We start from the raw sequence: 21,901 nt of genomic DNA on the forward strand, positions 1-21,901 counted from the left end.
CGAGCAGCCTGAGAAAGGACGGAGTAGGTTCCATGGAGGATCTGAAGCAATACATTCGCGAGGTGCCGGACTACCCCAAGCCGGGCATCCTGTTCTATGACATCACCACTCTGCTGCAGAACGCCAAGGCCCTGCGCATGACCTGCGACCGCTTCGTCTGGCTCTTCCACGACAAGCACATCGACAAGGTCGTCGGCATGGAATCCCGGGGCTTCATGTTCGGCCCCATCGTGGCCTACGACCTCAACGCCGGCTTCGTGCCGGTACGCAAGCCGGGAAAGTTGCCGGCGGACATCGAGTCTCAGAGCTACGATCTGGAGTACGGCCAGGACACCCTGGAGATCCACAAAGACGCCATCGCCCCGGGCGAAAAGGTCCTCATCGCCGACGACCTGGTCGCCACCGGCGGCACCGCCAAGGCCACCGCCCAGCTGGTGGAATCCCTCGGCGGCGAGGTGGTGGGCTTCGGCTTCGTCATCGAGCTCACGTTCTTGAACGGCCGCGAGCAGCTGGAAGGCTACGACGTCCAGAGCCTGATCCAGTACTGACCGCGCCGCCAGCATCCAATCCCTCCCGCCGCGGAGCCCCCTCGGGCGCCCAGCCCAACTCGCCCAAGCTCCGCGGCGGCGCTATAATTCTTTCTTCGTGCGGCTGTAGCTCAGGTGGATAGAGCAGGAGTTTCCTAAACTCAAGGTCGGGGGTTCAAGTCCCTCCAGCCGTACCATGCCTAAGCTTCTTCTCCTCAAATAGATGCGCTTTAGCCGGTGAGCTCGCCTGCAAGCTCTCTCAGGAGAAGCGTAATCAAATCGTAAGCAACGGGCGCAGGATCACCCCTAAGGCGCGCCCCGGCGCCCGGGCGGTAGAGCGTTGCAGAAGCTTCGCCGTCTGGCTGCTGGAAGAGGTCGTAGGGGCGGGTCTTGGGCCCGCCTTGCCCGAGGCCATGACCGAGTAGATTTCGTCGCAAAAGAAAGAGCAAATGGACTCCGAAAGGGGCCCATTTGCTCTTTCACGGCCGAACCTGAACTCTACGATCGAGAGCTCCCTTGGATCGCCCAAGGCTGGTTCCCGGCACGGGGTTTGGGCGTGCCGTGGGTTGCGTTCCTACTCGGGGCCGCAGATGTAGATGGCGGACGCGCCTCCGCTTTGCGCCGAGCATTCGGAGTTGCTACAGCTGACGCTACAGCCCTCTCCCGTGCAGGAGGCCCAGCAACAGTCCGACTGGCACGAGGCGTCTTCGTAAAAGTCGATCGGTGGGATGATGTCCTCAATCCCGCCCGCGATCGCATCCTTCGTCTCCTTCGGGGGTTCCTTATCCTCAGCGGCCAGAGCGGGAACTCCGGCCACGGCGGCAAGGAACGCGCACAGGAGCAGGATTGCGAGGATTCCGCGATTTCTTTGGTGCATGAGAGCCTCCTACGTAGTGGCACGATAAGCCATTGTGCCAGGTGACATGTACTTTCGGCGTCACCGCCTGAAAGTGATTCGTAATCACAGCTAAGTTCATATTGCGTCTATACTAATAGCACTAAATGATGTAGGTGTCTAGGCGCCGCGACTGGGGGAGGCGGGCGGCCCGCCTGATTTGGGGGGCACTCTGAGCCGTGTCTGGATCCGTCAGAGGGGGCTTCCATGCCCCGAAGAGGGCGGGTCTCCGACCCAGTGGGCACCCTCACCGCGTCTTGGCAGCCGGATGAAGGGGGATTCGCCTCGAGAAAGCAGAAAAGCCCTTCCGGCAGCGACGTCACACCGCCGGAAGGGCTTCGTTGTTTCGGAGGGAGGGAGCCGGAGGGGGACGGCCCCGGGCAGCTAGCTCAGCTGCCAGTCAGCCTCAGACCTGTGCGCACCAATGGGTCTGGTAGCACCAGGCCACGCACTGGGAGCGCGTCGACTCGGAGTAGAATTGGCAGTCCTGGTTGCATTGGATGTAGGACTGCCAGCACTGCTGGTAGTTGTTCAGGTCAGTCGGCTCGGGCAGGGTCTCGAGGGCCTCGGCGTCCAGGGCGAGATCCTGGGTGCTGAACTCCGACGCGTTCTCCGCCTTCACGGGCTGGTCCGCGGGCGCTGCCGCAGGCAGGCCTGCCGCCATGAGGGTGATCCCAAGAACTGCCAGCAGCATAGCGAGAATGTTGTTCGATCTCATCGCATCTCCTCCTCTGAAAATCAGAAGTCAATGGTAGCTGCGAGGTGCTCTCGCTCCCGATGATCAGGGCGATCACCCCGACAGCTTTGAATAATAGTTGTGGTAACAATAGCATAAATACGGAAGTTTGTTTGCGCTTTTTCGGGTGTGGTCTGAAGTTTGCCGGCTGGTACCCGCTCGGTCGGGCCGCTTCGTTCTCGGCCGCTTGCTCCACGAGAAAGCGCCGCGCTCCGGTGATCCGGAGACGCGGCGCTTTGCGGTGGGAGGCAGCCTAGCCGCTTACCACGGAATGCACTTGGCGAGGTGGCCGCCGTTCCAGCAGCGGCAGAGGTCACAGCAGCCGCCGCACACGCAGCTGCTCGGCGGGATGTAGCCGGGCTGGCAGTTGAAGGCCATGGGCTGGGCGTCGAAGGTGGAGGTGGTGGGGAAGGTCACGGCCTCCGCTGCGGCAGCGTCCGCCGCCGGGGCGTCGGGGGTGGTGAGCTCGAGGCTCACGGCGGACACGGCATCGGCCGGTGCGTCGGCAGCGAAAGCTGGTACCGTCAGGACGGCGGCGAGAGCGAGGGCGGCGGTGACATACAACAGGGCTTTCTTCATTTTCAGCTCCTCTTTGGATCTCAGCGGAGATCAATCGATAGCCAGCAGCGGTACATCCCTCTCGGCCGGAAGCGGAAATGACCGCCCGAGAACCAGCCGTTGCCCGGTAGCGCCGGGCCGCGGTCTGAGCTGCTGAAGTGAGAACTGATTCTAGCAAGAGCTGAGAGGTCTGGGAGACCCCGAACGGAGAATCGATTTGCAACGAGTAGCGGAACATAGCGGCGGATGGAGACGAGGGGACCGGGGCGGTCGGGCGAAGGGGGATCGATGGCTGCCAGCGGGTTCTCTCGTGGCTTTCCTCATCGCACTGCTCGCCGCCTGTTCCGAGCCGCCGCCGGATCCGGTGGAGCCGGTGCTCAACGTGGAGCCTCTGGCCTTGGAGGAGGTCGAGGCGAGCCTCTTCCTGGTGGGGGATGCGGGTTCGCTGAGCTCGCCGACGGTGGAAGGTGTTCTGGCAGATCTTCGCTCGCAGGTCACGAGCTACGGCGAGGCCGTAGGTGGCGACCGCGTGATCGTGGTCTTCCTGGGGGATAACGTCTACCCCGACGGCATGCGCCGGCGGTCCGGAGAGTGGGATGCGGACGCGGCGCGGGCTCTGGAGCAGCAGATCGAAGTACTTGCAGGGACCGGGGCGCGGGGAATCTTCTTGTCAGGAAACCACGATTGGGGCGGCCTGCGGGAGGAGCACGGCCGGGTGTGCCGGCAGGCGGAGTTCCTGGACGGTGTCGAGGACATCCGCGTCGAGCTGCTGCCGGAGAACGGCTGTCCGGGACCGCAGCGAGTGGATCTGGGGGATGCTCTGGCGTTGATCCTTCTCGATACGGAGTGGCTGCGGCAGAACGCCGAGGATCCGGAGGAGGACGAGGCGGAGTCCTGCTCCGAGCTGATGGATTGTTCGCTGGCGACCGCCGGGCAGGTGCTCGCAGAGCTCGGCGCCATGGTCAGTTCGGCAGCCCAGGACGGCCGCTCCGCCTTGGTCCTGGGACATCATCCGCTGGTCACCGGCGGCGAGCATCGCAGCGGATGGGGAAAGCAGGACATCACCGCTGAAGACTACGCGGACATGGCCCACCGGGTGACGGAGGTACTGGCCGGCGCCGAGACGCCACCGCTGCTCTATGCCGGCGGGCACGATCACAACCTACAGGTGATGGAGGGGCCGGGCTTCCCCTTCCACGCGGTGAGCGGCTCCGGCTCCAAGCTCGCTTCGGTGGGCTCCATCGGCGAGGCATCGCTGTACTACGCCCGCGCTCCCGGATTCCTCCGCCTCGATCACGCCCGCGACGGCCGCATCCAGCTCACCGTGTGGCGCTCCGACCAGGGGCAGGCGGGGGCGCGGTTCCTGCTGGCGGAGAAGGTGGAAGAGAGCTTCGGGGACTCGAGGGCTGAAGCGAAGCCCTGAGGCGGCGGGGCCGGCGGGATTTGAGTAGCCCGGGGATTGGATCCCCGGGCGGAGGTTCCGAGACCACAACCTTTCTCTTCCCCACTCACCTTTTCCTCTACCACCTTCGTCCCGGCCTCAGGAAGCTCCCAGAGCCTCGGCCTGTGAAGTCCCGGCCTGCAAAGCCTCGACCTGGGCCTCCAGGTCCGCCGCCTCCGACTCCCGGCCCTCGGCGCGGAGGAAGGCGGCGAGGGCGGACTCGGCTTCGGCAATCTCCGGAGCGCCGGCGGCGAGGGTCGAGCGGCGGAGATCGAGGGCGCGGCGGTAGAGAGCCTCGGCGCGGTGGGGCTCGGCCAGGCGGTGGCGGGCTTCGGCGAGGACCAGCAGAGCTTCGTCGACATATTGACCCCGAGGCCCGAAGTTTTCCTCCAGGGCGTCGAGGGTGGAGCGCAGGAGCCTCTGGGCTTGGTGGTCTTTGCCCTGACCCAGCAGCGCACGGCCGAGGGTCAGGTCGTTGAGCAGGGTGAGCTTGTGGGTGGGAGCGAGGTGCTGGCGCAGCAGCGGCCGCAGCCGCTGGAGCTCCAACTCCGCCTCGGCGGGGTCGCCGCTCTCGAGCTGCAGCGCCGCGAGGTTGAAGCGCAGAGCCAGAGCATCCAGGGAGCTCGCCCCGACCTTCGCCTCGACGGTGACCAGCGCTTCCCTCAGCAGGCGCAAGGTGCTCTCCACATCCCCCAGCTCGTAGTGGGTGACGGCGAGATTCTGGCGCACGTTGGAGGCTTCCAGGCTGTCGGCGCCGAAGCGCTGCTCGTAGATCTCCAGGGCCTGGTGGAACAGGGGGAGAGCGGAGCGTGGATCGCCCTGCTCGACCCGGCAGCGGGCCACCAGCTTGAGGGCGTTGGCCACCGACGGACTGGTGGGTTCACGGTGGGCGCGGGCAATCCTCAGCGAGCGCTGGAAGATTTCCTCGGCGGCTTCCAGGTCGCCCCGTTCCAATCGGCTCTGGCCGAGGCGGAAGAGGGTCGCCAGGCTCTGTTCCGAACCGGCGGTACCCAGGGCTGCGTGAATGGCGACCACTTCCTGGAGCAGCTGCTCACTCTCGGCATAGCGGCCCTGGCGGTGGCGCACGTTGGCGAGCTCCAAAGCGGCGTCGGCGACGAGCGGGTGGCGTGGACCGAAAACCTGGCGGCGAAGCCTCAGGGAGCGCTGCAGCTGGACTGCGGCCTCGTCCCACTGGCGGGTCTGGAGCAGATGCCGGCCGAGGTCGTAGGCGGCTTCCGCAACCTCTTGCCGGCGGTCCCCGGGGACGCTTTCCCGCAGCACCAGAGCGCGGCGCAGCAGAGGGTCGGCGCGCTGGAATTCTTCCAGGCTGCTGGAGATGGCGCCGACGGTCTGCAGCAGCCGGGCCTGCAGCGAGGGGCGTTCCGGGAAGGCGGTGGCGAGCTCTTCGGCGCCGCGGTTGAGGAGGTCTCGGGCGAGGAGCTGGCGGTTTCCGGTGCCGTCGGCGGTAGCGACTCGGGGGCCGGTGGCATAGGGGTCGGAGGCCCGGAACAGGCCGACCAGGAAGTCCACCACCTCCTGGGTCTCCTGGCGCTGCTCTTCCGCCCGCTGGCGCTCCGCCTCGGCGCGGTGGGCGGCGCGCAGAGTCTGGTCCCGTTCCTGCGCCAGGCTCCAGGTGAAGGCCGTCACCAGGCTCAGGATCACCAGGCCGGCGGTGGCGGCGATGGCCACCACCAGCCGATGGCGTTGGAGCAACTTGCTCAGACGATATTGCCAGGTGTCCGGGCGAGCGGCGACGGGGAAGACGGAGAGGTAGCGTTGGAGGTCTTCCCGCAGCTCTGCCACGGAGCCATAGCGGCGGTCCGGCTCCTTGCGCAGGGCCTTGAGCACGATGGCATCGAGATCACCCGCCAGCTCCCGGGGCCGCGGGCGATAGTCCGCCTCGGAATCCCGTGGATGGTCGCAGGTGGAGCTGGGCCTCGGTGGCGGCTCGGTGCAGATGCGTTGCTCCGCCTGGGCGGGGCTGAGGCCCCGCAGCTCGTAGGGGCGATTTCCGGTGAGCAGCTCGAAGGCCAAGAGGCCCAGCTGGTAGATGTCGGAGGCGACGGCGACGGTCTTCCCCCGCACTTGCTCCGGGCTGGCGTATTGGGGGGTCAGGAAGCAAGCGGTGGCGGCGGTGGTGCTCGGGGCCTCGACGGGCCCGGCGGGTTCGGTCGGCTGGGGGGAGGAGGACCCCAGGAGCTTGGCGATGCCGAAGTCCAACAGCTTCACCCGACCCTGAGCGGTGACCAGAATATTGGAGGGTTTGAGGTCCCGGTGGACGATGAGCCGGCGGTGGGCGGCCTCCACCGCGGCACAGACCTCGATGAGCAGGCCGACCCGTTTCCGCAGGTCGAGGTCGTGTTCGTCGCAGTGCCGATCCAGCGGTTCACCCTCCACTCGCTCCATGACCAGGAAGGGCTGAGCCTCGGGGGTGATGCCGGCGTCGATGAGGCGGGCGATGGAGGGATGCTCGAGATCGGCGAGGATCTGGCGTTCGCGCAGGAAGAGGTCCAGAGCCGCCGGATGAGCGCCGGTAGGGAGGAGCTTGACCGCCACCTCCTGCTCTACCGTGCCGTCGTCCCGCTGGGCGAGGTAGACCACCCCCATGCCGCCACGGCCGAGCTCTTCCAGCAGCCGGTAGCGGCCGACGCGGCTGGGAGGCCGGTCGGTGAAGCTCGAGGACGTTGCCGGCTGGCCACTTGGGGAGGACACGAGGGCATCGAAGGAGAGGGCTCCCGGGAGCAGCGCTCCGCCGCTGCGCAAGAGGGAATCGGTGGCCTCGCCGTCGGCGATGAGCGCCTGGGCCCGGTGCAGTAGGTCGGGGCCTCGGGAGGGGTGGGCGGCGCAAGCTTCGCGGAGATAGGAGCGGCGCTGCGGGGGATCGAGATCCAGGGCATGGCGCACCAGGGCGTCCAATACCTCGTCGGTGGAGGGAGGGCAGTAGGAGCTGGAGCTTTCTCCATCGGTGGCTTCGGGGCCGGGCTCAAACATCGCTGCCTCGCCGAGGAGCATCCGTCGGTTCCGTGCCGTCGGAGCGCAACCAGCTGCGCAGCCAACCCCTGGCCCTGATCCAGTCGCGGCGCACGGTGCGCTCGGAGATGCCCAGGGCTTCTGCGGTCTCGGCGCTGGAGAAGCCGGCGAAGAAACGGCATTCGACGATCTGAGGCAGCCGGCTATCGAAGGCCGCCAGCCGATCCAGCGCCTGGTGCACCGCCAATACGTGCTCGGCGTGAGCAGCGGGGAAGGGGGCTCCGGGATCCGGCAGTCTCGATTCCAGGCTACCGCTGCCGAGGGCCGCGCCCTGCAACGGTTCCGGCCGCCGGCCGCCGCCGTGTTTCTCGCTCAGACGGCGCCGGGCGGCGTCCACCAGAATGTGGCGCATGGCGGTGGCGGCGGCGGCCCGGAAGTGTTCGCTGTCTCGCCACCGTCGGGCTGGCGGCCGGCGGGCGATCTTCAGGTAGGCCTCGTGCACCAAGGCCGTGGTGTCAAGGGTCTCCCAAGGCCGGCGGCGCCGCAGCTGGAAGTGAGCGGTGCGCTTGAGCTCCTGGTAGAGCTCGGCGGCGAGTCCGCCGACGCTCGGGTCGTCGAACGACGTCTCTCGAGCGGTGGGTGAGTCGGTGGGGAAGGGTTGGCTCGAAGAACGGGAGAACGGCGGGCTGGTAGTGATCATGACAGCTCCAGCTGAGCTCTCGTCCTGGGCGAGAGCGGTCGATGTTCTTCCGGGGGATCGAGGTCAAAAACTACAGTCTATCATTCCCACATACTCGATTTATTGTGTCGGTACGCTAAGAAAATCTTCCTCACCGTGTCCGCTTTCTCCACCGGATCTCGTGGGACGGGGTGAACGAGCCACAAGAGCCGTTTTCCAGCCGTCCAGCGGGTCCCTGTTGGAGCCCGCGGTGCATCTCGGGTGATGGTCATCCGACACCTCTTCGGACGGCCCGGAGGCGGCCCATCCCTTCGAGGAGAGTGTCAACATGCTTGGATGGCAATCGCGAAAGGTAAAGGGCCCCGCCGCCGTCGGTGGGGGAACCTGGGTGAGGAAACTTCTTGGAACCGCAGTCTGTGCCGGAGCTCTGGCAGGGCTCCTGCTGTTGCCGGCGGCGGGCGCTGGGGCGCAGGTGGTGGGCGACGCCAACGGAGACGGGGTCTTCGACCTCGACGACTGGTCGTTGGTGGAGCACGCCCTGGAGACCGGCAACACGACCACCGGACCGGATGGGCTTTCGGATGTCGCCCCGCCCTGTGACCACGTCCTGGACTCCACCGATCTGGCGACCTTGCGTCAGGCGTTGGAGGGTACGCAGTGGCGGATGACCACCTACTCCCCCTGCCACGGGCAGGACGTGGGGACCACCCTGCCGGCGCCGCCGCCTTCGCCACCCGTCACCCTCGACGACATCTTCTATGAGATCGCCAACGAGGTGCCGGAGTTCGGCGGTCTGTACTTCGACGAGAACGGCGATCCGACGGTGGTGCTCACCGACGTCGGTGCCCTGGGGGACGCCGAGGACGCGGTCTTTCAGTTCTTCGATTCCGACCGCCTGGGTTCGGAGCTGCTCAACGCGGTGGAGGGGGAGTACGGCTTCCAGGAGCTTCACGACGCCCGGCTGCAGGCGCGGGACGTGCTGACCCTGGCCGGAGTCGATGCCCTGGACACCCAAGAGGTGCTCAATCGCGTGTGGATCGGCCTGGAGGACGGGGATTCCCAGGCCGCGGCGGAGGAGCTGCTGGAAGAGCTGGAGGTACCGCTGGAGATGGTGGTCTTCGAGGTCACCGGGCGCTTGGAATACACGGCTCCCGACTACCAGGCGATGTGGCGTCCGATGAAAGGGGGCGTTCAGATCGGTCGGCCGACGGGGGTACCCAACCAGGTGGCCACCTGCTCCATGGGACCGGTGGTGGACCGCTTCGGAGTGCGGGGCTACCTCACCAATTCCCATTGCACGCCCACCGTTGGCATGGTGGACGGGGTTACCTTCTTCCAGCCAGACTTCAGTGACGCGACCTTCGTCGCGGGCGTCGAAACTCTAGACCCGCCGCTCTTCACCCAGGCCCAGGATAGCGCCTGCCCCAGCGGTGAGATCTGCCGGTGGAGCGACAGCAGCTTCTTTCAGACCACTTTCGCCAGCACCACCTCCCGGGGCCGGGTGCTCACCGACAGTCCTGCCTGGTTCAGCCGCAAGATCGTGGGCAAGGAGTATTCCCCGCTTTCCGGCGAGTTGGTCCACAAGTCGGGCCGCTCGACCGGGCAGACCAGCGGCGCGATCACCAATACCTGCATCCATGTCGGGCCCAACGGTCCGGTGACCAACAGCTGGCTGTGCCAGTACAAGGCCAAGTACGACAGCATGCTAGGGGACAGTGGCTCGCCGGTGTACCAAACCAAATACCCGGCGGATGCCGTCCTCTACGGGATCCACTGGGGACGGTGGGAGACCCCCTTGACGTCTCGGGCCATTTTCTCGCCGGTGGGAGGGATCGAGGCCGACCTGGGCTATCTCCATGTCACCGCCGCCGACGGCGCACCGCTGGCCAAGTTCATCTCGCCGCAGATGGGGGACAACTTGGGCTACGGCACGTTCTTCAACGTCACTCTTTCGGTGAGCGTGGGAGACCACGAGGACGGGGTGGCCTGCACCGGCTGCTCGGTGACCTGGAGCTCCACCATGGATGGATACTTGGGGACCGACCCGGTGGTCAACGGCATTGCTACCCGGCAGGTGATCCTCAACGGCGCCGGGCCGCGGATTCTCAAGGCGCGGGCGAAGGACTCCGCTGGTGTGGAGTACGAGACCTGGGTCCTGGTGAAGACCAGCAGCTCGGCGCCCAGCGTTTGGATCGACATTCCCAACGCCGGGGATCAGTTCACCAACGGCATCCCCCAACCGGTGGTCGCCTCTTCCTTCGATCCGGACACCTTTGCTCCTCTGCCCTGCAGTAGCCTGGTGTGGAGCACCAATCTCCCCGCCGACGGGACGGCCCAGGGCTGCAACCCGTTGCTCACCTTCAACACTTCCGGTTGGCGTCTGCTGACGGTCACCGGCACCGACGGCGACGGTCTGCAGGATTCGGATTCGGTGTGGATCGAGGTGATCACCGGCCCTGCGTCGGGTCCTCCCGAGGTGACCATTCACGCGCCGGGTTACGGCGAGCTGCACCCGCGCACGGTGCCGCTGACCTTGACCGGCAGCGCCCACGATCCCGATGGCAAGAGCCCGATCCAATATGAGTGGATCCTCAGCGGTCCCTACATCTATGGCGGCTCCCCCCAGGTCATTGCCACCACCAGCGGCGCCAACGATCAGCAGGTCTCGCTGACCTGGACCCCCTCTGCCCACGTGGCGCCGACCTGCGGTGGTGTCTCCCTGCAGCTCCAGCTGCGCGCCACCGACGCCGATAACGAGCAGGGCAGCGCCAGCCAGCCTCTCTACATCAGCGATCCTCCCTGCTGATCCACCGCTCCGTTTTGGCACGATCACTCCGCCCCGGCCCGAGCTTTCGGGTCGGGGCGGGGTGCTTAGAAACTGAACGCTCCGCCCACCGACACCCCGCTGGCGTCCCCGGTGTTGCGCCCGTCGAGGGTTGTGAAGCCTTGCACGAAGAGGCCCAGGTCGGGGGTCACTCGGGCGTAGATCTTCGCGCCCAGGCGCTCCGACTCCTCTTCATTGCTCGGAAACGTGAAGCCGGCTTCGCCGATATCGGTGCCGTCGTCGGACAGATAGCGGGAGTAGAAGCCATTGACCGTGACCCGTCCGAAGCTGTAGCCGACCTCGGTGAAGAGGGGGAAGCCGTCCGGCACATCGTCTCCCCGCAGGTCGTAACCCAGCTGCTGGGAGAAATAGAGGCCGCCGACCTCGCCGTGGTAGACCAGGCGGATCAGGACGTCGGTGCTAGCATCGCCCAGCGAGATGGGGGCGTTGCCCTCGTAGCTGGAGAGCGGTGTGCGGATGCCGCCGGCGACCAGGAAGTCGTGGCGGGCGGAGCCCTGAGAGAACGACGCGAAGCGGTACTCCAGGAGAGCGCTGATGTCTTGGAAGCCATTGTCCTCGAAGCCGGCGAGGCCGTCCGAGTCGACGTCGACATAGGCTGCGGTTCCCACCAGCGCCAGATTCTCCGCGAGACCCCAGGTAGCCCACAGCGAGAAGCTGTCGGTGCTGACCTCGCCGACATTGGGGTTCGAGACCTTGGTTTCGCCGCGCCAGAACTCGTCGTAGCTCTCGGTGGTGTAGGAGAGGGCGACCGTGCCCTCCCCCGGTGCCGGTAGGAAGCCGTTGAGGTCGAGGGCGCTGGTGGCAGGAGCCAGCCCGACGATGAGGCAGAGGGCGAGGAAGACTAGGGCGAACTGTGACTGAGCAAAGAGGCGCTTGGCAAACATGTTGATGGGCTCCGTTCTTGCAATCGAATGATCTCGAAGAGTCCGACGAGGGGAAGCTGGACGAGGTCCTGGTGAGCAACCGAGCGCAAGGCCCGTGCCAGCGGGGCCGTAGCGGACGAGAACACTGTTTCCAAGGGTTTTGGCGTCGGTGGCCGGCGCCGGAGCTCATAGATCGAGCGAGGAGGGAGGGGCCTGGAGCCCATAGGAAGTATGAAGCTGCGACCTGAGTTTCTCTGGGGCCGACGGCCGGGGCAGCGAATGCTGGTACCGGTGGTGGTGCTGGTGATCCTGATCCAGCTGCTGGCGGTGTGGAGCATCATCGCCGGCCGTCGAGGAGCGCGGGACGCGGTGCGCCAGGAGCTGGAGCTCCGCACCCTGGCCAACGCCCGTTCCATGGAAGCGCTGCTGGCGACCCTGCGGGGAGACTGTCTGTCGGTGGCCCGCTCTCCCCTCACCGCCCGCTTTGTCGTCACCCGGGACGACCCCGATCCGCTGGTGCGTCGCTGGAGCCGCCTGGATGTCGAGGCCATGCTCCTGCTCTTCCTCGAGACCAACGCACCGGTGGAGCGGGCGATGTTGGTGGATGGGGAGGGGCAACCGCTGGTGGCGGTGGTGCGGCGGGACGGGGTGCCGGAGCTGGTGGCTCCGGAAGCGGCCCAGCCACCGGCCGGCGAGGCCGGGAGCGGAGACCTGGACTCCACCGAGACGATCTTGGGAGAGTGGGAGCTGGGCAGCGCCGGGGAGCAGCCGGGCATGCTGCGCATCTGGCTCCAGCCCCGGCGGCTGCTGGAGGTGGTGGCGCCGGGCTTCGAGGAGCAGCTGGAGCTGTATACCGGCGCTCACCCAACGGTGGAGGAGGGCGACCATCGGGCTGGTGCCTTGGTGGCTCAGCGGCAGATTTCCGACCCCCACTGGCAGCCGCAGTTGACCTGGACCTTGCTTCGGCGGGAGCCCGCCGGCGGCTTGCTGGCCTCGGTGGACGAGGTCACCGAACGCCTCGGATTGCAGGCCGCCGTCAGCCTGGCGTTGATGGTCTTGGCCCTGCTCCTGGGCCGCTTCGCCTTCGCCCAGGTGCGCCGCGCCGCCCGCTTCGAGGCGGAGGCGGAGCAGCAGGCGCGGGTGCGGCTGCTGGAGCGCCAGCTGGCCCACAGCGAACGCCTGGCCAGCGTCGGCCGCCTGGCGGCGGGCTTCGCCCACGAGATCAACAACCCTCTAGCGGGCATGCTCAACCATCTCGTGTTGCTCCAGGACGATCTCGCTCAGGGCGATGGAGAAGCTGCTGCAGGGCAGGCGGCTCGGGTGCGGGAAGGCCTGGATCGGGTCGCCGGCATCGTCCGCCGGGTGCTGACCTTCGCCGGACCCCGGCCCGCGGTGGAAGAGGGCGGATTGGAGATCCTGGACCTGCGGCAGGTGGTGGATGACACCATTGCGTTTGCGGGTACGGATCCCGAGCACCGCGAGGTCGAGATCGACCGCCGTTTCCCCGCGCAGCCGGTGGAGGTTCGGGGGGATTCGGTGGCCTTGGGTCAGATGGTCCTGAACCTCCTGCTCAACGCCTGCCAGAGTGAGCGGTGCGGGCACATCGGAATCGAGCTGGAGACGGAGGGGGAGTCAGCGGTGCTGACGGTCCTGGACGACGGTGATGGATTCGAGGAGGACGCGTTGGAGCATATTTTCGAGCCTTTCTTTTCCACCCGGGGTACCTCCGGTCTGGGGTTGGCGGTGTGTCACGGTCTGGTGCGCGAGCACGGCGGGGAGATTCGGGCGTGGAATCGGACTTCGGAGAACGGATCTTCGGCGGCTACCGTCGAGGGGGCGTCCGTAGAGGTCCGCCTGCCCCTTGCGAAGAGCCTGCCCCTTGCGAAGAGCACGGTGGGCTCCACGGACGAGGAGATCGCCTCATGAGCACTCCCCGGGGCGCCATCCTGCTGGTGGACGACGAAGCCTACGTCCGCAACTCCCTCGCCGACCTGCTGGGCCGGCGAGGCTTCGATGTGCGCACCGCGGCATCGGTGACGGAGGCGTTGACGCCGAGCTCGTTGGCCGGGCTCGATGCGGTGGTGACGGATCTGCGCATGCCCGGCGAGGGCGGCCGGGAGCTCATCGCCCAGCTCCAGGAGCGGGAGCCCCATCTCCCCATCGTCGTCCTCACCGCCCACGGCACCGTCGACTCGGCGGTGCAATGCGTCAAGGCCGGGGTCTTCGACTACCTGCTCAAACCCGCCGATCCGGAGGAGCTGGAGGTGGTGCTGGAGCGCGCCCTGGGGCAGGCCAAGATGCGCCGGGAGCTCGACTATTTGCGCGCCAGCGGCTCCCCTGGCCGCCGCCGGCCCATGGGGAATTCGAAAGGTTGGAGGGAAGTGCTAGAGCTGGCGGAGCAGGTGGCGCCGGCGGCGACCAGCGTCCTGTTGGTGGGGGAGTCGGGCACCGGCAAAGAGGTAGTGTCCCGCTACCTCCACGACCTCAGCCCACGGCGGGACGGTGCCTTCGTCAGCGTCAACTGCGCGGCGATTCCGGCGGAGCTCTTCGAAAGCGAATTCTTCGGCCATCGCCGGGGGGCTTTCACCGGCGCGGTGTCGGACCGCGAAGGCCGCTTCCGGGTGGCGGACGGCGGCACCCTCTTCCTCGACGAGGTCAACTCCCTGCCGGAGGTGGCTCAGGCCAAGGTCCTGCGGGTGATCCAGGACGGAACCTTCGAGCGCCTCGGCGACAGCCGCCCCACCCGCGTCGACGTGCGCCTCGTCTGCGCCTCCAACACCGATCTGGCGGCGGAGGTGGAGGCAGGGCGCTTCCGCAAGGACCTCTACTACCGCATCAACGTCATGACCCTGCGGCTACCGCCGCTGAGGGATCGCCGGGACGACATTCCCCTCTTCGCCCAAGCATTCCTGGAGGAGTTCGCCGAGCGCCTGGGCAAGCCGGTGCGGGGGGTGGAGCCGGCGGTGCTGGAGGCCATGGCCAGCTATTCCTGGCCGGGCAACGTGCGCGAGCTGCGCAACGTGGTGGAGCGCGGGGTCCTGTTGGCCCGGGGTGAGGAGCTCACCGTCGATTGCCTGCCGGCGGAGCTGCGGGAGGTGGTGCCCGAATCCGTTGGGGCGGATGGGGACTCGGAGCCGGCGGAGGGCTCGCTGGAGCTGCGCGCCAACGTTCTGGCCGCCGAGCGCCGGATCCTGGAACGGGCGCTGGAGGAGGCCGACGGGGTCCGCCGTCAGGCCGCCCGCCTGCTGGGCATCGACGAGCGCAACCTGGCCTACTTCCTGCGCAAGCACGGGTTGATGGAGAAGCGGTGATGGGATTGGGTGGAGACGGGGAGCGGCGAGCTCCTTTCGGTTCATCGAGCCTCCTCGCTTTCGCGCTGCTCTGCGCAGGCCTGCTGTTGGGCTGCGGTGGGGACCCAGGCTCTCCATCGCCCCAGCCGGCGCCCGCGGAGCCTTCGGCCATCGTCCTCACCGATGCCACCGAAAGCTCCGGCCTCGACCACGTTCACGTCAACGGTGCCTCGCCGCAACGCTACCTGCCCGAGACCATGGGCTCCGGCGTCGCCTTCTTCGACGCCGACGGCGACGGCGCGCCGGATCTGTACCTTCCCAACGCCGTGCCGTTGACCGCCGGAGCGGAGGAGCAGAGGCCCGGGGCCTTCTACCGCAACAGTGGGGACGGCACGTTCGAGGAAGCAGGGGAGCGCTCGGGGCTCGCCGAGCCTTTCTTCGGTCTCGGCACGGCGGTGGGGGATCTGGACAACGACGGCGACCTGGATCTCTTCGTCACCGGTCTCGACGGCGACCGCTGTTACCGCAATCTGGGGGACGGCACCTTCGAGGACGCCACCGCCGAGCTCGGCTTCACCGACCGTGGCTTCGGCGCCAGCGCCGCCTTCCTCGATTACGACCGGGACGGCTTCCTCGATCTCTTGGTCGGCCGCTACGTCACCTGGACCCGGGAGACCGACGTCGCCTGCAGCCCCGACGGCGAGCATCGCTCGTATTGCACGCCGGAAGTCTACGAGGGCCAGAGCAATCGGCTCTACCGCAACCTTGGCGGCGAGGGCTTCGAGGACGTCACGGAAGCGGCCGGACTGCTCAGCCCCGGCGGCAAGACCCTGGGGGTGGCGGTGCTCGATCATCAGGGCGACGGCTGGCCGGATCTGCTCATGGCCAACGACACGTCCCGCAACGCCCTCTACCTGAATCAGGGAGATGGCACCTTCGCCGATGCGGCGGTGGAGCTCGGGGTGGCCTTCAGCCTCTCCGGCGCCACCCGGGGAGCCATGGGGGTGGACGTGGGGGATCTCGACGGTGACGGCGCCGCGGAGCTGGTCATCGGCAATTTCGCCCACGAGCTGGCGGCCCTCTACCGGCCGTCGGAGCACGGGCTCTACCGCGACGACGCCAACCAGCTGGGGGTCGGGCTGCCGACCCTCATGTCCCTGACCTTCGGCACCCTGGTGGTGGATTTAGACAACGACGGTTGGCTCGACGTGGTCTTCGCCAACGGCCACATCGAGCCCGACGTAGAGCGCTTCCAGCCGGCCCAGAGCTATGCTCAGGAGCTGCAGATCTTCCGCAATCTGGGCCAGGGCAAGGGTTTCGAAGCGGTGCCCCCGGGCTCCTGGGCCGGCCCCTGGGTGGCCCGAGGTCTGGCCGCTGGAGATGCCGACGGGGATGGGGATCTGGATCTGGTGCTGACCCAGAACGGCGGCGCCACTCGTTTGCTGCGCAACGACAGCCCGCCGCGCTCCTGGCTGCGCCTGCGCCTGCACGGCACCGAGAGCAACCGCACCGCCTACGGCACCGAGGTCACCGCCATCGCCGGCGACCGCCGCCTGGTGCGCACTCTCACCTCCGGCCGCTCCTACCTTTCCGCCAGTGAGCTGGTGCTGCACTTCGGTCTCGGCGACCTGGAAGCTCTCGATGCGCTGGAGATCCGCTGGCCCTCGGGCCGGGAACAGCGCATCGAGCAGCCGGAGCTAGGGCGGGTACTGGTGGTCGAAGAGCCCTCGGAGCCTTAGCAGCCCGTGGTAAAGGTCGAGCCGTCGAGTCGCGCTGCGAGCGGCCCTTTCCCGCCGAATCTTCGTTCGAAAACCTCGCCGATACTCGCATCGCCTGCGGTTTTCCGGCCTTGATTCGGCGAAAAATCGCTCGCTCTCACTGGCGTCTGACTTTTGCCACGAGCTGTTAGGAGCCGCTGCGGAAGCCACCACCGGGAAGGCACAGCGCCAGGTTGTAGCCCTGCCAGCACTTGCAGTTGACGCAGCAGCTGCCGCACTGACAGCTCGTCGGAGGAGCGGGTCGGTAGCAGCTTTGATCGAAGGTCTCCGGGACCAGGGGTCCCTGTGTCGAGGCGGCTTGGCAGCTTTCCGCGCCGGTGTCGGCGCCGAGGTTCAGAAAGGGGCTGGCTGCCAGGTCGATGGTGGTGCTCTGAAGGGTGGTCGCGGCATCGTCGGCGGTGGCGGGGAAAGCGCAGAGCAGCGCCAGAGCCAGCAGGGCGAGGGTGGGAATCAGGGTCTTCTTCATGGTGGGGTCCTCCAAATTCATGGTCTTCTAGCGAGGTTGACCTTCTGACAAAGACCCTGGGGGACGCTTCGAGGGATTCTCGAAAGCTCCAAAGACTTGTCGGATTCTTAGTTTGTGAATGTTAACTAAGGGAATGTTTTCTGGCAAGGCGCCGGCTGGCTGGGCCTTTTGACTGACCTTGGGGGAGGCGCCCGGCCGCCCGAGGGCGGGCCGGGCGGAGGCCGATCAGGGGCCGGCGAGGCAAGGCACCGGCTGCCGGGTCTGCCAGCAACCGCAGTCGATGCAGCAGAATCCACACTCGCAGCCCGGAGGCGGCGGGTTTCCCGAGCAACCCTGGGCCAGCTGGACGGTGGCGGTGAGCAGCGGCGCCATCGGCAGAACGTTCGAAGGTGCCTCGACCGTCGATTCCACCGTGGACGATGCGGGAGCGGAGCTCGGCTGAGCTTCGATCGCGGGCTGGATGGCGGCGGTTTCAGTGTCGAGGGCCACTCCGTCGTCGGCCAGGATCTGGAAGCCGGTAAGGGCCGAGAGCAGTAGGGCGATCATGAGAATAGGGTACGACCATTTCATCCAGAAAACCTCCTCGGTTCGATGGGGGCGAAATCTCGGGCATGCCTAAGAAGATTTGGGCAGGCATTGAAAAATCGCGTTTCAGGGACTCTATGATGATGCGAATAGTAGCAGATGTGTGTTTCCGCACCGTGGCGCTTCAAGAGTCCAATCGGCGGAAGGTAAGATCAGCGGCTCTGCACTCTTGGGGAGGATCTTCGTGGAACCGTTCTTGACCACCCAGCGGCTGGCCCTATTCGAGATGAGCGTCGAGGATGCGCCCTGGATGCTGCGGCTCTTGAATGAGCCTTCGTTCCTCACCAACATCGGGGACCGCGGGGTGCGCTCGTTGGGAGAGGCCGGCCGGTACCTGGAATCGCGAGTCACGGCGAGTTATCGGGAACACGGCTTCGGCATGTATCGCGTCGAGGATCGGGAAGACGGGGCGGTCCTGGGGGTGTGCGGCCTGGTACGTCGGGAGGGGCTGGCCCACGCCGACCTGGGCTTCGCCTTCTTCCCCGAGCATTGGGGCCGCGGCTACGCCTCCGAGGCCGGCGCCGCAATCGTTGCCCATGCCCGCAATACCCTGGGCCTCGGCACCCTCCTCGCCATCGCAGCCCCGGACAACCGGGGATCTATTCGGGTGCTGGAAAAGCTCGGCTTCGAGCGCCGCGGCTCGATCCGCCTGCCGGGGGAGGAGGTGGATCTGGAGCTCTACGGCAGCGGTCCCTCTTCCTCGGACGAATCCCCAGGGCATCGCGGGGACTCTCCTTCCATGCCTCTGGAGCTCACCACCGATCGGCTGCGCCTGCGCCAGCTGCAGGAGGACGATCTCGACGCCTTTGCCGCCCTCAACGCCGACCCGGAGGTGATGCGCTACATCGGCGCCGGCCGGCCCCGGCCTCGGGACGAAGCCTGGAGCGCCATGGCCCGCCTCTTGGGCCACTGGCAGCTCCGTGGCTATGGCATGTACGCCGTCGAGGAGCGCTCCACCGGCCACCTGGTCGGCCGCCTCGGCCTGCATCGCCCCGAAGGCTGGCCGGGCCTCGAAATCGGCTGGCTCATCGCCCGCAAAAGCTGGGGCCGCGGCTACGCCCCGGAAGGCGCCCACGCCGTCCTCGCCCAAGCCTTCCAACGCCTCGACGAGCCCCGCATCATCAGCCTCATCCACCCCGCCAACCACGCCTCCATCCGCGTCGCCGAGAAGCTCGGGGAGCGTCTCGTCGGCACCGAGGAGGTGGTCGGGCAGGAGGTGCTGCTCTATGCGGTGGAGCGGGGGGAGTGGGAGTGCGTGCGAACCCGCTGTCCATGAAAAAGCCCCGGCAACCGAAGTCACCGGGGCTGGGTTTGGGCAGGCGCCGAGCTGTCGTTTAGTAGCCGCAGATCAGGCCGGCGTAGCCGTTGGGGTAGGTGCAGAGACCGCCGAGGGGCTCCCAGCAGTAGGCGTAGGAATAGGTGATGGATCCCGGGACCACGGTCTCGGTGATGGATCCATCACACTCCTCGGTGAGTTGCACGGTGTAGTGCTTGTAGCTCACCTGACTGTAGGCGAAGTAGGTCTTGCCGAAAAACGAATCCATGCAGTAGATGCTCAGATACGAGCTGCCCAGGTAGTCGGTGCGCTGCTCGGTGCCCAGGTTGTAGGGGCACGAGGGACAGCTGCCGCAATCCTGGGGGCAGGAGCTGCAGCTCTCGGAGGGCCCGCAGTAGTTGTTGCCGCAAATGTTGCAGGGGCCGCCGCAGTCCTGGGGGCAGGTCTCGCAGTCCTCGGTGAAGAGATCGTCGCCCTCGGTGCAGTAGCCGTCACCGCAGATGGGTTCTTCTGGGAGCTCGATGGACTGCACAAGGTTCGTTTGGTAGGCGATGACAGTGGATGGAGCGGCGAGGGGGAGCCCCCCGGCGGCGATCAGCCCTTCGCTGGCCTGCGCCAGAGACTCCCACGGCAGGTTCAGCACCGACTCTCCGTCGACCGCGACGGTGAGCCGCACGGCGGCCCGCTCCGCCAGCTGCCACAGAGCATTCCGCAGATCGCCTCGTTCCGCCAACAACTCCAGGATGTGGCCCTCGGGTGCTTCGATGCGCGGCTGCTCGAGCTCCGGAAGGTCCGCCGGAAGAAGCGATGCGAGCTGTTCAACGGCCCGCTCTCGGCTGCGCTCCAGGGCTCTTCTCTGCACGACGAGTTTTTCCTCGAGGAATCGCTCTCCGTTCACCTGGATGCGGGCGGTGATCTCAGTGCGTTGCCCGGCCAGAACCTCGGAGGGCAGGGAGTAGAAGAGAAGAGTGGCCGGGGGTTGGGTCTGCTCGCGAGCGCCGGCCTCGGCAGCTGCGAGGTCGTTTTGCAGACCTAGAGGCGAGGACCCCAGCTGAGCCGCCACGGGCAGGGCGGCGAGGGTGAGTAGAAGGGTGAGGATGAGAAATCTTCTCGCTTGCATTGCTCCTCCTTATTAGAAATTATCAATACAAGAGATAATAATATGTTGGTTTCGGTCGAGCAAGCAAGAAGCCCGGCAGCCACTAGCAGCCCGTGGTGGGTGAGGCGATGAGCCGCTCGCCCCGGACCTCAGCGCTGCAGGGCAGATCCGGAGAGAGCGGCCTCGAGGGGGTCTGCTCAGAAGCAGATTGGGCTGGCGTAGCCGTAGGTGAAAGTGCAGTAGCCGCCGACGTAGCGCCAGCAATAGGAGGAAGAGTAGGTTGTAGAACCCGGGACGACGGTCTCGGTGATGGAGCCGTCGCATTCCTCGGTGAGCTGCACGTCGTAATGCTTGTAGTCGTTCTTCTGGTACGTGTAGTACGCCGTCCCCGGCCAGCCGTCCATGCAGTAGGTGTAGTACGAGGTGCTGCCCAGGTAGTCGGTGCGGGACTCGGTGCCCAGGTCGGTGGGGCAGGAGGGGCAGGCGCCGCAGTCAGCGGCGCAAGTGCTGCAGGTTTCGGTGCCGCCGCAGAAGCCGTTGCCGCAGATGCTGCACGGGCCACCGCAGTCCTGCGGGCAGCTCTCACAGTTTTCGCCGACGGGCGGGGTGCCGCCGCCGCAGGAACCGTCGCCACAGACGTAGAACTCCTGGGGCGCGTCGGGCTTGTCGGCGGCGGTGGAGAAGACCTGGGCGGTGGCGTTGGTCAGCGTCGGCAGGCCGGCCTCAGCCAGCTCATCGGAGCCGCTGCGCAGCAACTCATCGAAGCCGAAGTAGCGAACGGAACGGTCGTTCACCAGCACGTCGAGGCGCACCTGATGCTCGCCGCTGGCGGCCAGCTGATGGAAATGAGCTCGCACCGCCGGGCGGTCGCTGAGGAGCTCGAAGACCGCCGTCCGCGGCTGTTCCAGGCTCTTGCCGGTGAGCGCTTGGGGACCTTCCGGGTGGCTCGAGCGGAGGGCCTCGAGAGCACGCTCGTCACCGTGCTCGAGCACGGCCTGGTCGAGACGGAAGCGCTCCTCGAGGAAGAGCTCGCCGTCGACGAAAGCCTGGACGGTCACCTGATTGCGCGCCTCGGTGAGCTCGCTCCGGGGAACGGTGTAGAAGAACAGCGGCGCCGCTGTCGCCTTCTCCCCCTGAGCCAGGGCCGCGGTGGCTCCGCAGGAGCCCGGAGTCAGGCTGCCGGGGTTGAGCAGGGCCGATTCTTGGGGCAGCTGAGCGAAGGCGGGGAGGGCGAGGAGGGAGACGAGGGCGAGGGTCAAGAGACATCTGCCAGATCGCATAGAAATACTCTCCTTCATAGAATTAACATTACAGAATGCAAGGTGCAGCGTTCTCTTGAAGGTACCAGGGGCCTGACGGAAGAGTCAAAAAGCTGCCCAGGTTGGGCCGGGACCAGGGCCGGTTTCGGGGAGGGCGGTGGTGGCAAGGAGAAGACCAGGCCCCGGCAGCCACTAGCAGCCCGTGGCAAAAGTCGAGCCGCGCTGCGAGCGGCCCTTTCCCGCCGAATCTTCGTTCGAAAACCTCGCCGATACCCGCATCGCCTGCGGTTGTCCCGCCTTGATTCGGTGAGAAATTGCTCGCCCTCGCTTGCGGCTGACTTGTTCAGCAGGCTTCTAGGGCCTGTCCTGTCAGGATCGTGGAGCTTCCTCGCCACAGTGGAGCCCCGGCGGCACAGAAGAGCCCCGGAGGGGCGGAGGCATCTAGCCCGGGGCGCAAGCCCCGGGTAGGAGACCCGAAGAATCCCCAAGCCCCGGAGGGGCGACAGCAACTTCTAGCAGCCCGTGGTGAAAGTCGAGCCGCGCTACGAGCGGCCCTTTTCCACCGAATCTTCGTTCGAAAACCTCGCCGATACCCGCATCGCCTGCGGTTTTCCGGCCTTGATTCGGCGAAAAA

At 66.7% G+C, this 21,901-nt stretch carries 16 protein-coding genes and 1 tRNA gene; 8 read left to right on the forward strand and 9 right to left on the reverse strand.

Annotated elements, in window-relative coordinates:
* Nucleotides 1-32: 32 nt before the first annotated feature.
* On the forward strand, nucleotides 33-548 hold the full coding sequence (locus SX243_16665) for an adenine phosphoribosyltransferase (protein ID MDY7094606.1): 516 nt from the start codon (nucleotides 33-35) through the stop codon (nucleotides 546-548).
* 99 nt (nucleotides 549-647) lie between these two features.
* Nucleotides 648-724 (forward strand) — tRNA-Arg (locus SX243_16670).
* A gap of 1,104 nt (nucleotides 725-1,828) precedes the next feature.
* On the opposite strand, the gene SX243_16675 is transcribed toward SX243_16670, so the two are convergent.
* Entirely contained in the window at nucleotides 1,829-2,140 is a 312-nt protein-coding gene (locus tag SX243_16675; protein MDY7094607.1) for a hypothetical protein, read from the reverse strand.
* A gap of 279 nt (nucleotides 2,141-2,419) precedes the next feature.
* Nucleotides 2,420-2,737, reverse strand: a complete 318-nt coding sequence (locus SX243_16680) for a hypothetical protein (protein ID MDY7094608.1) — start codon at nucleotides 2,735-2,737, stop codon at nucleotides 2,420-2,422.
* 289 nt (nucleotides 2,738-3,026) lie between these two features.
* Here SX243_16680 and SX243_16685 point away from each other — a divergent pair, with 289 nt between their 5' ends.
* On the forward strand, nucleotides 3,027-4,139 hold the full coding sequence (locus SX243_16685; protein ID MDY7094609.1) for a hypothetical protein: 1,113 nt from the start codon (nucleotides 3,027-3,029) through the stop codon (nucleotides 4,137-4,139).
* 117 nt (nucleotides 4,140-4,256) lie between these two features.
* Here the strand turns inward: SX243_16685 and SX243_16690 are convergent, their stop codons facing one another.
* The gene (locus SX243_16690; GenBank protein ID MDY7094610.1) at nucleotides 4,257-7,148 is read right to left on the reverse strand and encodes a serine/threonine-protein kinase; all 2,892 of its coding nucleotides are present in this window, start codon (nucleotides 7,146-7,148) and stop codon (nucleotides 4,257-4,259) included.
* Nucleotides 7,141-7,827, reverse strand: a complete 687-nt coding sequence (locus SX243_16695; GenBank protein MDY7094611.1) for an ECF-type sigma factor — start codon at nucleotides 7,825-7,827, stop codon at nucleotides 7,141-7,143. The genes SX243_16690 and SX243_16695 overlap by 8 nt, the downstream gene beginning before the upstream one ends.
* A 367-nt stretch (nucleotides 7,828-8,194) precedes the next feature.
* Between SX243_16695 and SX243_16700 the strand changes: the two genes are divergently transcribed.
* A complete protein-coding gene (locus SX243_16700; protein ID MDY7094612.1) occupies nucleotides 8,195-10,612 on the forward strand; it encodes a hypothetical protein in 2,418 nt (805 codons plus the stop codon).
* A 65-nt stretch (nucleotides 10,613-10,677) separates the two neighbouring features.
* Here SX243_16700 and SX243_16705 read toward each other — a convergent pair whose 3' ends face one another.
* Complete coding sequence (locus SX243_16705; GenBank protein MDY7094613.1) at nucleotides 10,678-11,535, reverse strand: hypothetical protein; 858 nt, start codon at nucleotides 11,533-11,535, stop codon at nucleotides 10,678-10,680.
* Between the two features lie 210 nt (nucleotides 11,536-11,745).
* Here SX243_16705 and SX243_16710 point away from each other — a divergent pair, with 210 nt between their 5' ends.
* The 3 genes from SX243_16710 to SX243_16720 are packed head-to-tail and all read left to right on the forward strand — an operon-like array spanning nucleotide 11,746 to nucleotide 16,543.
* Nucleotides 11,746-13,440: an ATP-binding protein gene (locus tag SX243_16710; GenBank protein ID MDY7094614.1), complete on the forward strand. Its 1,695-nt coding sequence runs from the start codon at nucleotides 11,746-11,748 to the stop codon at nucleotides 13,438-13,440.
* Nucleotides 13,437-14,825, forward strand: a complete 1,389-nt coding sequence (locus SX243_16715; GenBank protein MDY7094615.1) for a sigma-54 dependent transcriptional regulator — start codon at nucleotides 13,437-13,439, stop codon at nucleotides 14,823-14,825. The genes SX243_16710 and SX243_16715 overlap by 4 nt, the downstream gene beginning before the upstream one ends.
* Nucleotides 14,825-16,543 carry a CRTAC1 family protein gene (locus SX243_16720; protein MDY7094616.1) on the forward strand — a complete coding sequence of 573 codons (1,719 nt, stop codon included), beginning with the start codon at nucleotides 14,825-14,827 and terminating at the stop codon, nucleotides 16,541-16,543. The genes SX243_16715 and SX243_16720 overlap by 1 nt, the downstream gene beginning before the upstream one ends.
* A gap of 166 nt (nucleotides 16,544-16,709) precedes the next feature.
* On the opposite strand, the gene SX243_16725 is transcribed toward SX243_16720, so the two are convergent.
* Together SX243_16725 and SX243_16730 are read right to left on the reverse strand one after the other, a co-directional pair.
* Complete coding sequence (locus SX243_16725; GenBank protein ID MDY7094617.1) at nucleotides 16,710-17,048, reverse strand: hypothetical protein; 339 nt, start codon at nucleotides 17,046-17,048, stop codon at nucleotides 16,710-16,712.
* Between the two features lie 225 nt (nucleotides 17,049-17,273).
* Nucleotides 17,274-17,618, reverse strand: a complete 345-nt coding sequence (locus SX243_16730) for a hypothetical protein (protein MDY7094618.1) — start codon at nucleotides 17,616-17,618, stop codon at nucleotides 17,274-17,276.
* Nucleotides 17,619-17,817: 199 nt separating this feature from the next.
* On the opposite strand from SX243_16730, the gene SX243_16735 reads away from it, so the two are divergent.
* Complete coding sequence (locus SX243_16735) at nucleotides 17,818-18,909, forward strand: GNAT family N-acetyltransferase (GenBank protein ID MDY7094619.1); 1,092 nt, start codon at nucleotides 17,818-17,820, stop codon at nucleotides 18,907-18,909.
* Nucleotides 18,910-18,967: 58 nt separating this feature from the next.
* Here SX243_16735 and SX243_16740 read toward each other — a convergent pair whose 3' ends face one another.
* Both SX243_16740 and SX243_16745 read right to left on the reverse strand, forming a co-directional pair.
* A complete protein-coding gene (locus SX243_16740; GenBank protein MDY7094620.1) occupies nucleotides 18,968-20,029 on the reverse strand; it encodes a hypothetical protein in 1,062 nt (353 codons plus the stop codon).
* 176 nt (nucleotides 20,030-20,205) lie between these two features.
* Entirely contained in the window at nucleotides 20,206-21,288 is a 1,083-nt protein-coding gene (locus tag SX243_16745) for a heterocycloanthracin/sonorensin family bacteriocin (protein ID MDY7094621.1), read from the reverse strand.
* Between the last annotated feature and the right edge of the window lie 613 nt (nucleotides 21,289-21,901).

The sequence above is a fragment of the Acidobacteriota bacterium genome (assembly GCA_034211275.1).
GTDB lineage: Bacteria > Acidobacteriota > Thermoanaerobaculia > Multivoradales > JAHZIX01 > JAGQSE01.

What these genes read in the sequence shown, in the direction of transcription:
- SX243_16665 (MDY7094606.1), top strand. Translation starts at nt 33, where the DNA reads ATGGAGGATCTGAAGCAATACATTCGCGAGGTGCCGGACTACCCCAAG.
- SX243_16675 (MDY7094607.1), bottom strand. Translation starts at nt 2,140, where the DNA reads ATGAGATCGAACAACATTCTCGCTATGCTGCTGGCAGTTCTTGGGATC.
- SX243_16680 (MDY7094608.1), bottom strand. Translation starts at nt 2,737, where the DNA reads ATGAAGAAAGCCCTGTTGTATGTCACCGCCGCCCTCGCTCTCGCCGCC.
- SX243_16690 (MDY7094610.1), bottom strand. Translation starts at nt 7,148, where the DNA reads ATGTTTGAGCCCGGCCCCGAAGCCACCGATGGAGAAAGCTCCAGCTCC.
- SX243_16695 (MDY7094611.1), bottom strand. Translation starts at nt 7,827, where the DNA reads ATGATCACTACCAGCCCGCCGTTCTCCCGTTCTTCGAGCCAACCCTTC.
- SX243_16705 (MDY7094613.1), bottom strand. Translation starts at nt 11,535, where the DNA reads ATGTTTGCCAAGCGCCTCTTTGCTCAGTCACAGTTCGCCCTAGTCTTC.
- SX243_16710 (MDY7094614.1), top strand. Translation starts at nt 11,746, where the DNA reads ATGAAGCTGCGACCTGAGTTTCTCTGGGGCCGACGGCCGGGGCAGCGA.
- SX243_16715 (MDY7094615.1), top strand. Translation starts at nt 13,437, where the DNA reads ATGAGCACTCCCCGGGGCGCCATCCTGCTGGTGGACGACGAAGCCTAC.
- SX243_16720 (MDY7094616.1), top strand. Translation starts at nt 14,825, where the DNA reads ATGGGATTGGGTGGAGACGGGGAGCGGCGAGCTCCTTTCGGTTCATCG.
- SX243_16725 (MDY7094617.1), bottom strand. Translation starts at nt 17,048, where the DNA reads ATGAAGAAGACCCTGATTCCCACCCTCGCCCTGCTGGCTCTGGCGCTG.
- SX243_16730 (MDY7094618.1), bottom strand. Translation starts at nt 17,618, where the DNA reads ATGAAATGGTCGTACCCTATTCTCATGATCGCCCTACTGCTCTCGGCC.
- SX243_16740 (MDY7094620.1), bottom strand. Translation starts at nt 20,029, where the DNA reads ATGCAAGCGAGAAGATTTCTCATCCTCACCCTTCTACTCACCCTCGCC.
- SX243_16745 (MDY7094621.1), bottom strand. Translation starts at nt 21,288, where the DNA reads ATGCGATCTGGCAGATGTCTCTTGACCCTCGCCCTCGTCTCCCTCCTC.